Source organism: Microbacterium shaanxiense (assembly GCF_054779995.1).
In genome coordinates this window covers 93,596-108,126 of record NZ_BAAGXE010000001.1, presented here as the reverse complement: position 1 = coordinate 108,126, position 14,531 = coordinate 93,596, and the positions used below count along the sequence as shown (strand labels likewise).

General features: G+C 70.1%; 13 protein-coding genes. 5 read left to right on the top strand and 8 right to left on the bottom strand.

Annotated features, from left to right (window positions below; all coding sequences use genetic code 11):
• Positions 1 to 3: 3 nt before the first annotated feature.
• A complete protein-coding gene (locus ACYVG2_RS00485; protein ID WP_460779189.1) occupies positions 4 to 507 on the bottom strand; it encodes a hypothetical protein in 504 nt (167 codons plus the stop codon).
• 142 nt (positions 508 to 649) lie between these two features.
• Here ACYVG2_RS00485 and ACYVG2_RS00480 point away from each other — a divergent pair, with 142 nt between their 5' ends.
• Positions 650 to 2,452: an ABC transporter ATP-binding protein gene (locus ACYVG2_RS00480; protein ID WP_460779188.1), complete on the top strand. Its 1,803-nt coding sequence runs from the start codon at positions 650 to 652 to the stop codon at positions 2,450 to 2,452.
• A 14-nt stretch (positions 2,453 to 2,466) separates the two neighbouring features.
• Here the strand turns inward: ACYVG2_RS00480 and ACYVG2_RS00475 are convergent, their stop codons facing one another.
• On the bottom strand, positions 2,467 to 3,351 hold the full coding sequence (locus tag ACYVG2_RS00475) for a glycosyltransferase family 2 protein (protein WP_460779187.1): 885 nt from the start codon (positions 3,349 to 3,351) through the stop codon (positions 2,467 to 2,469).
• A gap of 66 nt (positions 3,352 to 3,417) precedes the next feature.
• Here ACYVG2_RS00475 and ACYVG2_RS00470 point away from each other — a divergent pair, with 66 nt between their 5' ends.
• The gene (locus ACYVG2_RS00470; RefSeq protein ID WP_460779186.1) at positions 3,418 to 4,260 is read left to right on the top strand and encodes an alpha-1,2-fucosyltransferase; all 843 of its coding nucleotides are present in this window, start codon (positions 3,418 to 3,420) and stop codon (positions 4,258 to 4,260) included.
• Between the two features lie 19 nt (positions 4,261 to 4,279).
• Here the strand turns inward: ACYVG2_RS00470 and ACYVG2_RS00465 are convergent, their stop codons facing one another.
• Complete coding sequence (locus ACYVG2_RS00465; protein WP_460779185.1) at positions 4,280 to 5,215, bottom strand: glycosyltransferase family 2 protein; 936 nt, start codon at positions 5,213 to 5,215, stop codon at positions 4,280 to 4,282.
• A 19-nt stretch (positions 5,216 to 5,234) separates the two neighbouring features.
• Entirely contained in the window at positions 5,235 to 6,242 is a 1,008-nt protein-coding gene (locus ACYVG2_RS00460; protein WP_460779184.1) for a glycosyltransferase family 2 protein, read from the bottom strand.
• Positions 6,243 to 6,349: 107 nt separating this feature from the next.
• On the opposite strand from ACYVG2_RS00460, the gene ACYVG2_RS00455 reads away from it, so the two are divergent.
• Both ACYVG2_RS00455 and ACYVG2_RS00450 read left to right on the top strand, forming a co-directional pair.
• Positions 6,350 to 7,402 (top strand): glycosyltransferase family 4 protein, encoded by a 1,053-nt coding sequence (locus ACYVG2_RS00455; RefSeq protein WP_460779183.1) that lies wholly within the window; start codon positions 6,350 to 6,352, stop codon positions 7,400 to 7,402.
• Positions 7,399 to 7,935: a hypothetical protein gene (locus ACYVG2_RS00450; protein ID WP_460779182.1), complete on the top strand. Its 537-nt coding sequence runs from the start codon at positions 7,399 to 7,401 to the stop codon at positions 7,933 to 7,935. The genes ACYVG2_RS00455 and ACYVG2_RS00450 overlap by 4 nt, the downstream gene beginning before the upstream one ends.
• Positions 7,936 to 7,967: 32 nt before the next feature.
• Here ACYVG2_RS00450 and ACYVG2_RS00445 read toward each other — a convergent pair whose 3' ends face one another.
• From ACYVG2_RS00445 to ACYVG2_RS00430, 4 genes are read right to left on the bottom strand one after another with little or no spacing between them, the layout of a single operon-like run.
• Positions 7,968 to 8,864 (bottom strand): polysaccharide pyruvyl transferase family protein, encoded by an 897-nt coding sequence (locus ACYVG2_RS00445; protein WP_460779181.1) that lies wholly within the window; start codon positions 8,862 to 8,864, stop codon positions 7,968 to 7,970.
• The gene (locus ACYVG2_RS00440; RefSeq protein ID WP_460779180.1) at positions 8,861 to 10,057 is read right to left on the bottom strand and encodes a glycosyltransferase family 4 protein; all 1,197 of its coding nucleotides are present in this window, start codon (positions 10,055 to 10,057) and stop codon (positions 8,861 to 8,863) included. The genes ACYVG2_RS00445 and ACYVG2_RS00440 overlap by 4 nt, the downstream gene beginning before the upstream one ends.
• Positions 10,041 to 11,654: a tyrosine-protein kinase domain-containing protein gene (locus tag ACYVG2_RS00435; protein WP_460779179.1), complete on the bottom strand. Its 1,614-nt coding sequence runs from the start codon at positions 11,652 to 11,654 to the stop codon at positions 10,041 to 10,043. Before ACYVG2_RS00435 ends, ACYVG2_RS00440 begins: the two co-directional genes overlap by 17 nt.
• Positions 11,630 to 12,952, bottom strand: coding sequence for an O-antigen ligase family protein (locus tag ACYVG2_RS00430; RefSeq protein WP_460779178.1), 1,323 nt, complete (start codon positions 12,950 to 12,952; stop codon positions 11,630 to 11,632). The genes ACYVG2_RS00435 and ACYVG2_RS00430 overlap by 25 nt, the downstream gene beginning before the upstream one ends.
• A 292-nt stretch (positions 12,953 to 13,244) precedes the next feature.
• Between ACYVG2_RS00430 and ACYVG2_RS00425 the strand changes: the two genes are divergently transcribed.
• Positions 13,245 to 14,423 (top strand): glycosyltransferase, encoded by a 1,179-nt coding sequence (locus tag ACYVG2_RS00425; protein ID WP_460779912.1) that lies wholly within the window; start codon positions 13,245 to 13,247, stop codon positions 14,421 to 14,423.
• The last annotated feature ends 108 nt before the right edge of the window (positions 14,424 to 14,531 follow it).

Genomic DNA, 14,531 nt, shown 5'->3' with positions numbered 1-14,531 from the left:
TGCTTACTTGCAGCAGTCCGGCGGCGTCGCTGAAACCGATACGGTGACCTGGATCGGTGCGTGCTCCATGTCGGAGCCGTCGCTCTCGTGGCCCCACGTGACACTGAAACCCAGATCGAAACTGAGGTTGGCGCTGTTCTGGCTCGTGGCGTTGAAGTTCACGTTCAGCGAGCCGCCGGCGGGAACCGTCCACGGCAGCGCCGGGATCGGGTTCAAGCCGAAGTTGATACCACTGGTGTTGACGTTGATGACGATCGCCGTCACGTAGATGGTCTTGTCGCTGGTGTTGTTCACCGTGGCGGGAACGCTGTAGCCCTTGACGATCGGGTTGCAGCTGTTACCCGGCGCCTTGCACGCCGCGCCAGGCGTGATGGTGGGCGTGTCACCCGATGCCGCGAATGCGGGCACCGGTGAGGCCACCGCGATCGCCGGTAGCGCCCAGGCCATCGCCTTGGTGACGGTTCGGCGGCTGATGCCTTCCGAAGCGGTCGATGCATTGTCAACCATGAGGTTCCCCAATTGTCCCCGTCGCCACCCCGGGCTCTCCCACAGAGCACTGAATGAGTGACGACGCGCTAATCTTAGCCTAATCTCGGCATTTGGGAACAGGTGTTCTGACGAGAGTCCCGACGCCATCGAAAGGTGAAGAATGAGCACCTCTCCCGGCATCCCGTCGATGCTCCGCCGATTGCTCCTCGTGACCGGGGCCAAGCCCGTCGCCTGGATCAGCGGAACGGTGTTCGCATCGCTCGCCCTCGCCGCACTCGACACCATCGGCGTCGCCGCCATGGTCCCGCTCATGCAGCTGGTGACGGGCGGGACCGGCGACAACTTCGTGATCACCGCCGCCTCTGACGTCCTCGGCACGGACGACGTGAACGTGCTGCTGCCGGCCGTCGCCGGCCTGGTCGCCGTCGCGTTCGTCCTGAAGAGCATCGGCGCACTCGTGTTCCGCTGGTGGCTGGTCGGCCGCACCTCGCGGGTGTCGGCGCGGGCCTCGTCCGAGCTCATGCGGCGCTTCGTGCTGTCGCCGTTCGCCAAGCACCGCACCCGCGCGATCAGTGAGACGTACTGGAAGATCACCGACTGCACCTCGCAGGCCGCGAGCGTGCTGCTGGGGGTCGTGAGCCTGTTCAGCGACTTCCTCGTGCTCGCGGCGATCACGATCGTGCTCGCGGTGAACTCCCCCGTGGCTACCCTGCTCACCGTCGTCGTGTTCGGACTGCTCATCGCGATCACGCAGCGCGTGCTGCGCCCTCGTCAGCTGCGCATCGGCGAGCAGACCGCTCAGGCGAGCCTGGAGAGCTGGCAGTTCCTCATGCCGGCGCTGGACGGCTTCCGCGAGACACGACTGGCGTCGAGCGCCGGCACCCTGGTCGACGGCTTCCGCACGACCCAGTTGCGCCGTGCTGACCTGAACCGCACTCGCTCGATCCTCGCCGAGATCCCCCGTTACTTCCTCGAGGTCGCGTTCATCATCGCGATCATCGCGATCGCGTGGGTGCTCGCCGCGATCGGACAGGGGGCGCAGGTGCTCCCCGTGCTCGGCCTGTTCGCCGCCGCTTCCATGCGCGCCCTGCCGACCATGACCCGCATCACCTCGAACTTCGCGACGGTGCGCAGCGGGCAGGCCGGGTTGCGCATCCTCACCGAGACGCTCGACGAGCTCAACGACGACGCCCCGCATGAGGAGCAGCGCCGAGACGACCGCCGGTTCGTCGGCGACATCCACCTGCAGAACGTCACGTTCCGGTACGACGATGCGGATGCTCCGACGATCGACGATCTGACCCTGACGATCCGCGCCGACCGGACCACCGCGTTCGTCGGCTCGAGCGGAGCGGGCAAGAGCACGCTGCTCGACCTCGTTCTCGGCCTGCTCACCCCGACCGGTGGCACGGTGACCAGTGGCGGCCGGGCGATCGACGAGGATCTCGCCGGGTGGTACGCCGAGCTGGGTGTCGTGCCGCAGGACGTCTTCCTCACGAACGACACCCTGCGCGCCAACATCGCGTTCGGCGTCGCGCCGGAGAAGGTCGACGAGAAGCGGCTCGACGCCGCACTCGAGATGGCGCAGCTGCGCGACCTCATCGGCCAGCTCGCCGACGGTCTGAGCACCGCGGTCGGCGACCGCGGTGTGCGCCTGTCCGGCGGGCAGCGGCAGCGTGTGGGTCTCGCCAGGGCCCTCTACCGCGAGCCCAGTGTGCTCGTGCTCGACGAGGCCACCTCAGCGCTCGACAACGCCACCGAGCACGAGATCGCCCAGACCCTGAACGCGTTGCGCGGACGGATGACGATCATCGTGGTCGCCCATCGCCTGTCGACGGTGCGCGGGGCGGACGAGCTCATCTACCTCGACTCCGGTTCGGTCGCCGCGGCCGGCACGTTCGACGAGGTGAGGCAGCAGAACGCCGACTTCGCACGGCTCGTCGAACTCGGCAGGCTGGAGTGAGTTCCGCCCTCGAATCACGAGCGGATGCGACGCACCACGGCCTGCGCTGACGACCAGGGCGTCAGCAGCACGTAGCCGACCAGACGCACGGCGTATCCCCCGTCGCGATGGCGGATCGCCGCGATCAGCTCACCGAGGTTCTCGTCGGCGGCCTCGTGACGCATCTTCCGCAGACGCTCCTCCAGCGCATCGACGACCGGCTGCTGCCCGCGCTCGCGCGCCTCGTCACGAAGGCGCCGCAGCGAACGGGGCGCACTCAGACGCCCGTCGAGCATCCGTCTGCTGACGTTGTCGGAATGGCGACGGTAGCCGACCAGCGCCTCGTCCACGGCCGCGGACCCGCCGTGCACGAGCAGTCGACGGATGAGCTCGTTGTCCTCGCCGATGCGGAGCTCTGGATGGAAGCCGCCGATCTCGTCGAACACGTCGCGGCGCACGAGCAGCGTGGTGATGCGCGGAAGCGGCACGGCGCCGCGCAGCATGTCGAGCGCCGGTACCTGCCGCACCTGCCAGCCGTTTCCGAACGCGGCGCCGTCGGCGTCCATGTACCAGCCGCCGGTGTGGCTCGCGATCGCCTGCGGGTCGGCGTCCAGCGCCGCGCGCTGCGCCTGGATGCGTCGCGGATGCCAGACGTCGTCGTCGTCGAGGAAGATCAGCCAGTCCCCCGTCGCCGCCGCGGCCCCGGCGTTGCGCGCGGTGGAGACTCCGGTGCCCGGCGAACGCAGGTACCGCAGAGCGTGCTCGCGGGCGAACCGCTCCAGCGCGCCGGCGGGTGCGCCGTCGTCGACGAGGATGATCTCGTGCACTGCCGAGGTCTGCGCCTTGACGGACTGCACCGCCTCGGCGAGGTACGGTCCGCCGCGGTTCGTCGCGATGATCACGCTGATCGTCCCTGACACGCACGCACCCCCAGACTCGTACCGCGGACCGTCGGGCCGCGGTCCACGCCCCATAGGCTATCGAGCATGTCACGTACGACGCCGTCCACGTTCCTGAAGCGGGCCCTCACGCACGCCCGCTGGCGCGTGCGTCGGGCCGTCGCCGTGACCCTCGACCGGATGCGGCGCGGCGACCGGACCGTGGTCATGACGCCGCCCGCCGGCCTCCGCTTCGGCAACTGGATGTACCTATGGCTCGACGCGCACCAGAAGACCGCGGCCGGTGCCCCGACGGTCGTGCTCGCGGCGCCCGGCATGGATCCGTGGCTGGAGGCCTTCCCGCACCTGCGCGCGCTGACGGTCACCCGTGATGAGCTGCGCTTCCACGATCGTCGCGAGTGGAACGACCGCGACTGGCGGCAGGTGTTCGGCGCCGACTTCACCCGCGAGTCGCTGCAGCGCTTCGTGCGGGAGTGCATCGCCGACGGCATCCCCCACGGCCCCGCCGAACGTCTCGTGATCAACGTGCGCCGCGGCGATTACTACGCACGCCCAGAGCTTCGCGAGCGCTACGGGTTCGATCAGGTCGGGTACCTGCGCGCCGCCCTGGCCGAGTTCGAGAACATCGACGAGGTGCTCGTCGTCTCGGACGACGCCGACTGGTGCCGTGCGAACGTGGCACCGCTCGCCCCGCCCACGGCGACGTTCGCATACGTCGAGCCCGATCCGGTGGGCAACTTCCTCAGCGTCGCCGGCGCACGGCGCATCATCGGCATGAACTCGACGTTCACCTACTGGGCGGGATATGTGGCGGATGCGATCCGCCAGGATGCCGAGATCGTGATGCCGCTGTTCCACAGCCGGTTGTACGACCCCACGGATGCGCATCAGCTCGATCCGCAGTGGACGGCGCTGCCCGGCTTCCACTGATCCCGTCCGCCGCGCCGGGTCACCGCCTGCGGCGAGCGCGACCGGACACGGTGCCGATCACGCCTGCGACGAACGCGAGCGGCGCACGACGCAGCCCCCACGCCGCGCTCCTGGCGGCGTCGCCGAGGTGGCCTCGCCGCAGCTGCCTCGGCACGTCGGCTCCGGCGATCCGCGATTCTGAGCGACGGTAGCGGTCCCAGCGTTCGGCGAAGTATCCGGCGACCTCGTCGTCTCCGCGTCCGCTCGCCGCCCACCGCTGCCGCTCGATCATGTCCTGCATCGCGAGCCGGCGCAGCCGCACGTTCGCCGGCGCCATCGAGGTCATGTTGGAGGAGTGGCGACGGTAGCGCACCAGCAGCTCGTCGATGTAGACGAGGTCGCCGCGCAGCGCGAGTCGCAGCCCGAGCTCGAAGTCGACGAGGATCGGGATCTCCGGACTGTGCCCGCCGATCGCGAAGAACTCTTCGCGACGGATCATGAGCGTCGGGCCCAGCGGTGTCGGTGCGGCCCCGCGCAGAATGTCGGACGCCGGCGTCTGACGGGATCGCCAGTCGGTTCCGAACGCCGCGCCGTCGGCGTCGATGTGCCGGTAGCCGGAGAAGGATGCCGGGGCCGCCGGGTTCTCGGCGTGACGCGCCACGTGCACGGCCAGGCGCTCCGGCACCCAGACGTCGTCATCGTCGAGGAACGTGATCAGCGGGCCGGTGGTGAACTCCACGCCGACGTTCCGGGAGAGCCCGGCCGTGGCTGAGCGCTCGATCGTGATCATCGACATCCGCTGGTCGTCGGCGATCAGCGCCTCGACGCGCTCCGGGTGCGCAGCACCGTTGTCCACGACGATCAGCTCCCAGTTGCGGAAGGTCTGCTCGCGGACGCCCTGCAACGCGGCGGCGAGGTACTCGCTGTCGTGTCCGAGTGCCAGCACGATGCTGACGAGCGGGGCAGGGCTGCTCACGGGGGCGGGCGCGCCCTCGTCAGACACCGCGCGCTCCGGTGCTCGCGCGCAGCGGCGCATTGATCGCCGCGGCCCGGTCGGTCGGTCGCACGGCCGCCCACAGTCCAGCGGCGGTGCCGGCCGCATCGACGGCCGCGCGGATCACGCCACCGCCGACACCGCGCATCCGCGCACCGGCTGAGTCCTTCGTGCTCCATTCCCGCACGCCGGTGAACGCCTCCCGCCCGAGACCGGCGACGACGGAGCCGAGATAGCGGGACATGTGCGGATCCGCCCATCCGAGCGTCGTTCGCAGCAGCAGCACGTGGTTGCGCGCGCCGTAGAACCGGTAGCGCCGATCGAAGCGGCGCCCCTTCGCGTAGTCACCGGCGACGTGGAGCACGGCGGCATCCGGAGCGAAGACGATGCGGTACCCGGCTTTGCGCACGCGCAGGGCGAGGTCGCTGTCCTCCCGCAGGCAGGTACCGGGGTAGAAGTCGTGGATGCCGCCGATCTCCGTGAGCACCCGGGTGCGCACCGACATGTTGGCGCCGAGCATGTGATCGGCGTCGACGATGCGTCCGGGGTCGGCGCCGAAGTTGCCGGTCAGCCGGCCGTTCGGCAGGAATCGGCCGATGCGGTCGTGCCCCTCGAGCTCCTCTCCGGCGCGGCCGTTGCTCGCCCTGCCGCCGACCGCGCCGACGTCATCGGGTTCGTAGGCTGCGAGCAGTTCGGCCAGCCACTGCGGCTCGGCGTACGCGTCGTCGTCTATGAACGCCACGACGTCTTCGGTCGCATCGAACGAGCCGATCGCACGGGAAGCCGCGAGCGTGCCAGCGCCGAGATCATTGCGGCGGTACTCGACGTCGGGGAAAGCGGAGGCGCCGATGAACTCGTCGACGACCGCATGCGTCAGGTCGTCCGGCGACGCATCCACGACGACGATGCGCTCTGGCGCGAGCGTCTGCCTGCCCAGATGCTCGAGGCACGTGCGCACGTATTCCGGGCGACGATACGTCGCCACGACCACCACTGCATGACGCGCCATCGTCCACACTCCCCTGGTGCATTCCCCTGGTGCACGGAACGTCCCCTGATCCCGCGCTGCCTCGACTATAGCGACCGCGACCCGCGACGGCACGCTAGATTCAGGCCATGCCCCAGCTCTCCATCACGACGATCGCGACGGACACGCCGATGGGCGCGCAGGCGTACCAGCGCCAGGTGACGTCGCGGGCGGCGGAAGCGCTGGCCGCGACGGAAGGATCGTGGACGGTGCGCGAGCACACCGTGCGCTCGCTGCGGTCGCCGTTGCCGGGCGATCGGCGTCTGCCGCTGGGACGGCTGGCTGTGGCCTCCGCGTCGACACGGGCCGCGGTGGGACGGTTGCTGTACCGCGGCGACGACGTCTCGCACCGGATGGCCCTGGAGCTGCCGCCGTCGCCGCACGCCGATGTGGTGACCCTGCACGACGTGGTGGCGTGGCGCTTCCCCGACGAGTCGCGGCCGGTGGCCGCCGCGGGTGAAGAGCTGCGGCGCAGCGCCGCCGTCATCTGCGTGTCGGCCTTCACCGCTGCCGAGGCTCAGGAACTGCTGGGCATCTCCGAACCGCACGTCGTCCCCAACGGCGTCGACTCCCGGTACTTCGATGCGGCGCCGCTCGCCCCTGCGCTGCTGCACGGGCTCGGACTCGACGGACCGTACGTGCTGCACGCGGGCGGCGCCGCCCGGCGCAAGAACCTGCGCGCCCTCGCCGCAGCGTGGCCGCTCATCCATCGCGAGCGGCCCGATCTTCGACTCGCGCTCGCCGGCCCGGCGCATCCCGAGCGCACGGCGCTGTTCGACGGCCGACCCGGTGCGCACCTGCTCGGACGGCTGCCGGACGAGCTCATGCCAGGACTCGTCGCCGCGGCCTCCGCCGTCGTGGTGCCGTCGTCGTACGAGGGGTTCGGGCTCCCCGTGCTCGAGGCGATGGCCGCGGGTGTTCCCGTGGTGGCCGCGAACACGAGCAGCCTGCCAGAGGTCGCCGGCGGCCACGCGATCCTCACGGAACCGGATGCCGCCGCCATCGCCGCGGGCGTCATCGATGCGACCTCGGGCGACGGTGCGATCGCCCGCATGGTCGCCGATGCCCGGTCGCACGCCGCGGAGTACACGTGGGAGCGCAGTGCCGCCGGCCACGCGCGCGTGTGGAACGCCGTGCGATGACCACGCAGAGGCCTGTGCTCGCCCTGGTCACGAGCATCCGGCATCCGCACAACAGCACCGACTACGCGTCGATCGAGTCCATGCTGCGCGAATCCCTGACGGCGTGGCTGGGTCAGAGCGATGCGCGGTTCGTGATCGTCGTCGTGGCGAACCGGCCCGTGGAGCTGCCCGGTGATGACCGCGTGCACCAGGTGCAGGTGTCGTTCCCTCCGCCGTCCGACGCGCGCACCGCTCGCACCGGCATCGCCGCCGTGCTGCGCGACAAGGGCACGAAGAACGCCGTCGGCCTCGCGCGCGCCCACCGACCTGCCACTCGCGCCGTTGCCGTTCCCCGGCGCGCTCTATCGGGTCGGCACGAGTCAGTCGCACTCCGGCAATGCGCTGGGCGGCGCGGGGCGCCCCATCAGTCGCGCGATCGCCGGCGAGTTCGGCGTGCCGGCGACCGGCTGGGCGCCCTGGCGGGTGGCACGAGCGGTGCTCCCGTCGGGGCGCGCCGTGCGGGAGCGGATGCGGATGCTGCGGGGCCGCGGTGAGGCCGCGCGTCGGCTCCGACTCGTTCGGCCCCTCATCCGCGCAGCGCCGACACGATCCCCGCCGGGAACGGCCGCTGCCCCAGCGGCAGCGCCGCCACCCGTCCGAGCGCGGCTTCCAGCCCGTCGTTCAGCCGGGCGACATCGCCCGCATCGGCCGCCCACGCCGATTCGGCCGAGTCCGCCAGCGGCTGCGACGCGTCGAACTCCCGATACCTCGAGCGCCCTGGTGTCACCGCCGCCTCGTAGTCGCGGAACTTGAAGTCGCCGCCGTCGAGCGGTGGATCCAGCACGGTCCAGACGGCCGGGATCCCGTACGAGTCGGCCGTGATCAGCCCGTGCAGCGACGTCGTGATCACCGCCCGCGCGGATGCGATCTCGCGCACCGCAGCACCGGCTCGCTGGTGCACGTTCACCACCCGCACGCCGTCACCGGCCGCCTCGACGAGAGCCGCCAGGCCCGGGTGCGATCGATGGTGCCCGTGCGGCACGACGGCGATCCTGCCGTCGTCGGCAGGGCGGGCCTGGTGGCGGGCCACGAGCAATCCTGGATCGCCGTAGGCGGGGTCGGTTCGCGCGCCGATGCGCTCGGCGGTGAGCGGGCCGCGCACGGCCAGGACGGATGCTGCGGGCAGCGGATGCGCGGCGTCGCGCATGAGACCCGACCCCCAGATCGCTCCCGAGAACTCCGGGGGCAGGAACTCGAGCAGGCTCCCCACGCCGACGAGCCGCGCGGCGCGCGGTTCGCGGTACTGCGGCACGAGCCCGTAGTGCGGCAGCAGCCATGGGGTGAGATCGTCGCCGAAGTTGGGGTGGCCGTCCCACCAGAACACCGGCACGATGTGCCCGCCTCTGGCGGCCGGGCTCCCGAGAGCGGAACCGAATCGCTGCAGTTGTCTCAACCGCCGCCTGGCGGCTCCGTGATACTTCACGTCGCACCTGCCGTCGCGCGGGTCGCATCGTGGAACAGGTGCTCGTACGACTCGGCGACCCGTGCCCAGTCGAACTCCGGCAGGCGCGCCCGGCCGCTTGCCGCCATGGTGCGACGAAGCGGCTCGTCGCCCAGCATCCGCCGCATCGCCGAGGCCAGCGCCTGGCGATCGGTCGGATCGACCAGCAGAGCGTCTTCGCCGGCGCGCACGAACTCGGCCGCACCGCCGCGCGACGTCATGATCAGGGGCGCGCCCGCGCGCCACGCCTCCAGCGCGACGATCCCGAACGCCTCGGACCGGCTCGGCACCACGACCGCGGTCGCCGCCGCCATCCGCGCAGCGACGCCCTCGGGCGTCATCTGTCCGGCCAACCGGATGCGATCGGCGTGCCCGACGCGAGAGATCTGCTGCTCCAGTGCCGCACGCTCTGGCCCTTCGCCGACGATCTCGAGCTCGACGCCGGGAAGATCGGCTTCGACGAAGGCGTCGACGAGCAGGTCGAAGCCCTTCATCCGCCCGAGACGCCCGACGGCCACCAGCAGCCGATCGGATCGCTGATCCTGTCGAGGCGTCGTCCCCGCCGCGCCGGCTTGCGCATCAGCCACCCCGTTCGGGATCACCGCTCCGTCGCCGTCTCCCAGCCCGAACCGCTCTCGCAGATCCGCGAGCACGTACTCACTGGGTGCGGTCACGGCCGACGCCGCGGCGATGGCGTCGCGCAGCCCTTTTCGCAGCAGGGCCGAGCGGGCGTGGACGCCGGTGTCGTCGCCGAGCGTCTCGCCGTGCGAGGTCACGACGAGCGGCACCCTGTACCGCCGATGCACCCCGAGCGCATACAGGCCGTTCGGCCCGAAGCACTGCACCGACAGCACATCGGGGCGGAACTCGCGCACCGCCCGCGACCATTTCGACAGGGCCCCAGGTGCCCGCGACGCGAACCGCCCCAGGTCGGCGGCGCTGCGTGCCGGCAGCGGTGTCGGCAGGTACCGCACCCCGAACGATCCTGCAGTGCACGGCGCGGACGACGCCCGGCCTCCTCGATCGACCGTCCAGACCTCGACCGCGTTCCCACGCACCTGCAGCTCTTCCGCGACGCGTGCGACGTGCTCCTCCACTCCTCCGACGAACGGCGCGAAGGACGACGAGATCAGGGCGATGCGAAGGCCGGAGGGCGCGTCATCTCTTCGTCGCACCGCGTCCGCCATGGCGTTCAGTCGGCAGGTCGATGCTCGCCGGCCGGAGAGGTCGTTCGGTCGGCGCATCGGCGCTCGCCGCGCGGAGCAGGTCGTCGATCGACATCGTCTCGTCCGCCTGATATCCGTCTGAGCGGTCAGCGGGGGCGCGTCGAGGACCGGACGGCTGCCGCGAGCCTCGGCGGGGCCGCGGTGCGGGGGCGGCCGTATCGTCCTCTGCGGGCACGGCCTGATAGCCGTAACCGTAACTCGTCCCCGAACTCGACAGGGCGACGCGGTTGAGCACGACGCCGAGCACGCGTCCGTGCACCTTCTCGATCGCATCCATCGCCTTGCCCACGATGTCGTAGGTGCTCGACCCTGCCGCGATGACCAGTATCGCGCCGTCGGCCTGATGCGTCAGGATCGCACCGTCGGTGATGGGCACCAGCGGCGGTGCGTCGATGATGACGGTGGCGTGATCGGCGAGCTGATCCAGCAGCGTCTTCATGCGGTCAGACCCGAGCAGCTCGCTGGGGTTCGGCGGAGTGGTGCCGGCGCCGAGCACGAGCAGCCCGGGCATGCCCGGTGCGCGCTGGAGCACGTCGGTGAGGTCGGCCCGGCCGGCGAGCACGTCGGTGAGTCCGGCGCCGTGCCCCAGGCCCATGGTGCGCGCCACGGTCGGGCGGCGCAGGTCGCCGTCGACGAGCACGACGTGCGCACCGTTGGCGGCGAGGGTCGCGGCGAGGTTCGCGGCGACGGTGGACTTGCCCTCGCCGGGCAGCGCGCTGGTGACGACGATCCGCCGCGGCGGGTGGTCGACGTCCATGAACTGCAGGTTGGTGCGCATGACCCGCAGCGATTCGGAGACCGCGAACGAGCTCTTCGACGAGCCGTCCTGTTCGGTGATGAGGCGCTGATGCTTGTCGAGTCCGGAGATGGTCGGGATGGCGCCGAGCACCGAGACGCCGAGGCGCTGCTCGACATCGTCGGCGGCGCGGATCCGTCGATCCGAGTAGGCGCGCATGAACGCGAAGGCGATTCCGGCTGCGAAGCCGATGATGCCGCCGATGACCACGGCCGAGCGCGTGTCGGGGAACGCCGGCGCCACCGGCAGCGACGCGGATTCGCCGAGGATGACGGTGACCGGCGATGAGCCCTCCGTGCCGTCGCCGTCGAACTGGTCGATCGTGGCCGTGAGCCCTCGCACCCAGGCCGAGGCGAGGTCGCGTGCCGCCTCGGGACTCGATCCCTGCGCGGTGATGCGCAGGATCGCGGTTCGCGCGGGATTCTCGACCGTGATGAGGCGGACGAGCTGCTCAGGGGTGGCGTCGAGGCCGAGCTCGGTCGCCGCGTGCTCGGCGACCGTGCGCCACAGCGCCATGTCGAGGTACGTGTCGACCTTGGCCTTGGCGATCGCGTCTTCGGCGCCGGGCGCGACGACGACGTCGGCTTCGGTGCCCATGTCGCGCGATTTCACGAAGCCGCTCGCCGAGGCCTCGTACACCGGTGTCTGCAACTTGGCCCAGCCGTAGCTGACGCCGAGACCGATTGCCGTGAGCAGCACGATGGCGAGTGCGTGCCGGCGCAGAGCTACGAAGTAGTCGCGGAGTTCCATGAGGCCCCCAGATTGTTTGATGTGAAGGTGCGCACGCGGGAGAGTTCCGCGGGCTCGGATGTTCGTGGTGGCCGAGCGGCCTCGAAGGCCTGCGCCCCCAGGCAGAGACCGGCGACCAGGAAGGGGATCGACACCTGGGCCGAGACCCAGAACAGGTCGAACTGGGCCTGCACGATGCGAGCGAGGACGGAGCCGAGCGCCAGCATCCCGAATCGAGGATCCACCCGCCAGAGCACGACGATGAATCCGACCCACATGATCGTGAAGCCGACGAGGCCGACGAGCCCCGCCGAGGCGATGACCTCGAGCTCAGCCTGCGGCGGCTGGAAGTTCGCGGTCGGGTGCACGTACCAGTACCGCAGGCCGTGACCGACGAGCGGCTGCTCGCGCCAGAGGTGGTAGACCTCCTGCAGCCAGTTGAGCCGCTGGTAGACCGAGTTGTACTTGTCCTGCGATTCGACCTGCTCGATCACGCTCTGTACGAGCAGCACGACGCCGGGCAGGGCGAGCAGGAAGGCGAGCACCCAGTGCTTGGCACCGCCTTGGCGCAGCACGTAGATGAGCATCACGACGATGAAGCCGATGATGGCCTGCCGCGACTGCGTCAGCAGCAGCGCGATGAGGCAGAGCACGAACGCGATCCGGGCCCAGCGCCGGGGAACCCGCACCCAGTCCGGGTTCAGCCAGGCCGCGAAGGCGACGAACGCGAGTGCTCCCCCGGCGAAGTTCTTGTGCATCGGCCACGGCCAGATCGGGTAGACCGCTCCGATGTCGCCACGGGCGAGGTTGGTGATCGCGGTGATCATGGTGCCGACGGCGATCACGGCGCCGACGATGAGGATCAGCCGGAAGGCGATGTGGGCCTTCCCGGCGCGGCCGATCGCCCAGCCGAGGATCAGGGCGCCCGAGATGAGCAGCCAGGCGTGCACCCACTCGACGATGTTCTGCTGGAACGGATTGATGATCACCGTGAAGACCGTGCTGAGCTGATAGATCAGGTTCAGCCACAGCATCGCGCGCATGGGCGGGGTGTGCTCGTGGCGGCCCAGCAGGATCGCGACGCCGAAGCCCGTGGCGAGCGCCGCATCCGACACCGTGAGGTCTCCGCCGCCCAGGCCGATCCGTTCGACGATGAAGATCGCGGGGGTCGCCATCAGCATCGTCGCGATGGGCCGCGACCATGTGATCACGGCGGCGATCATGAGCACGCCGATCACGATCGCGGTGATCGCCCCGTTGGCGAGTCCGCGTTCGAGCACGAAGTACACCGCGCCCACGACGATGACGGCGAACAGCACCCAGCGCCACGCGTCCGCCCAAAATTCCCCAAGCCACCGGCGAACCCCCGTTCGCTGATGGGTCGGATCCCCACCGATCCCCATTGAGTCAGTATGGCACCCGTGCCGCCGCCGTGGTGGTCACGATTTCGCACCTTGCCTGCGATCTTGTTCCCGAATGCCTCGAGATGCGGCATGATGGGCACATCGATGACCTGTGGGAGGGTCGTCGATGCCGACGCCCTGTGGGAGGGCCGTCGTTCTCTGGGGAGAGGCAGTTCAGCATGCGCAGTGGGAATCTGGGGTGGCTGCGATGAGCGGCCTGCTCGTGACGGAGTGGATCGAGCGATCGGGCGGCGCGGAGCGCGTGCTCGACGTGATGGGCAATGCGTTCCCTGATGCCGACATCCGCTGCCTGTGGAGCGATCCGCCATCGGCTTTCCCGACGCGGCAGCTGGATCAGTCGTGGCTCGCGCGCACCCCGCTGCGCCGCCACAAGGCGCTGGCTCTGCCGCTGATGCCGACGCTGTGGCGCCATGTCAATGCCGAATGGTCGTACGACTGGATGCTGGTGAGCTCTTACGTGTTCGCTCATCATGTGCGCCTGGTCGGGCAGGACATTCCCAAGTACGTCTACGCGCATACGCCGGCTCGGTACATCTGGAATCCCGAGCTCGACCGCCGCGGTGACAACCCGGTCGTACGCGCCGTCGCGCCGATCTTCCGCAGCATCGATCGACGCCGTGCGCAGGAGGCGACGGCGATCGCGGCGAACAGTGAGTTCGTGCGCGACCGCATCCGCCGGGCCTGGGATCGGGACGCCACGGTCATCCACCCTCCGGTCGCCGTCGAGCGCATCCTGTCGCGGGCCGACTGGCGCACCGGGGTGACCGATGATGAGGAGCGCCGGATCATCGATCGGCTACCCGATTCATACGTGCTGGGTGCGTCGCGGTTCATCCCGTACAAGCGTCTCGATCTCGTCATCGAGGCCGCGGCTCGCTCGGGCCATCCCGCTGTGATCGCCGGCTCCGGAGCCGACGAGCAGCGGCTGCGGGCGGTCGCCGCGCAGGCCGGGGTTCCGGTGACGTTCGTGATCGCGCCCTCGGACGCCCTGCTGTATGCACTCATGCAGCGTGCGGCGGTGTTCGTGTTCCCTCCGGTGGAGGACTTCGGCATCGTGCCGGTCGAGGCGCAGGCGGCGGGCGTGCCCGTCGTCACGGGGCCAGTGGGCGGTCAGATCGAGACGTACATCGACGGGGTGAGCGGTGTGACCGCGCAGTCGACGGATGCTGTCGGCTTCGCCGATGCGATCAGCACAGCGCTCGACCTGCCGCGATTCGACGCCCGAGCTGCGACCGCGCGTTTCCACGAAGGCATCTTCGCGGAGAGGATCCGCCGGTTCGTGGGTATTGAGGAGGAGGTGCGGCGATCGTGGGTTCCGCACTCGTCCCTGTCCTCTTCCTCCGCACGTTTCAGACCGGCGGCCTGAGTGCTCGCCGCGTCTTCCAGAGGTAAGGAAACGGACACCTCCCGGCTACCGAAACGCCCCGAATGCCGCCCGCACGAACGGGATGATGGGGCCAACGTTCGTCCGAGA

Excerpts from the sequence above, each read along its gene's own strand:
- ACYVG2_RS00450 (WP_460779182.1), top strand. The coding sequence starts at position 7,399 with ATGACCACGCAGAGGCCTGTGCTCGCCCTGGTCACGAGCATCCGGCAT.
- ACYVG2_RS00425 (WP_460779912.1), top strand. The coding sequence starts at position 13,245 with ATGAGCGGCCTGCTCGTGACGGAGTGGATCGAGCGATCGGGCGGCGCG.
- ACYVG2_RS00480 (WP_460779188.1), top strand. The coding sequence starts at position 650 with ATGAGCACCTCTCCCGGCATCCCGTCGATGCTCCGCCGATTGCTCCTC.
- ACYVG2_RS00460 (WP_460779184.1), bottom strand. The coding sequence starts at position 6,242 with ATGGCGCGTCATGCAGTGGTGGTCGTGGCGACGTATCGTCGCCCGGAA.
- ACYVG2_RS00435 (WP_460779179.1), bottom strand. The coding sequence starts at position 11,654 with ATGGAACTCCGCGACTACTTCGTAGCTCTGCGCCGGCACGCACTCGCC.
- ACYVG2_RS00470 (WP_460779186.1), top strand. The coding sequence starts at position 3,418 with ATGTCACGTACGACGCCGTCCACGTTCCTGAAGCGGGCCCTCACGCAC.
- ACYVG2_RS00485 (WP_460779189.1), bottom strand. The coding sequence starts at position 507 with ATGGTTGACAATGCATCGACCGCTTCGGAAGGCATCAGCCGCCGAACC.
- ACYVG2_RS00455 (WP_460779183.1), top strand. The coding sequence starts at position 6,350 with ATGCCCCAGCTCTCCATCACGACGATCGCGACGGACACGCCGATGGGC.